Raw genomic sequence first — 374 nt, forward strand, 5'->3', positions numbered from 1 at the left:
GATGGGCTGGTCTGCACAGCAGATATGCGGGCGTATGAAGACATTTGGCAGGAAGTGTGTGTCTCACACGACCATATACAAGTACATCTGGCGGGACCGTAATGCCGGTGGAGACATCTATAGGTACTGTCGTTTCCATTTCAAATACAGGAACCACTGGCTTAAAAGAGACCAAAAGTCACTCTCTGGGAATCGGAAAAGCATAGACGAACGTCCTGCCTGTGCTGACGGAAAGCGGTTCGGAGACTGGGAGATGGATCTGATCATCGGCCCGGGAAACTCATCGGCATTAACCATGGTGGAGAGAAGTACCAACCTTGGGATTATCAGAAAGTTGGCTAAATACAAGACGGCCCGGGAGGTTTCCAAGGCCG

1 protein-coding gene is annotated in these 374 nt (G+C 50.8%); it reads left to right on the forward strand.

All coding sequences use genetic code 11. The features are described 5' to 3' along the window. Position 1 precedes the first annotated feature (1 nt). Positions 2-374: IS30 family transposase (locus tag HMPREF2983_RS02240; RefSeq protein ID WP_141757612.1), on the forward strand; the 373-nt coding region annotated here is incomplete at its 3' end.

Source organism: Prevotella sp. HMSC077E09, from assembly GCF_001814685.1.
In the GTDB taxonomy this organism is placed as follows: Bacteria; Bacteroidota; Bacteroidia; order Bacteroidales; family Bacteroidaceae; genus Prevotella; species Prevotella oris.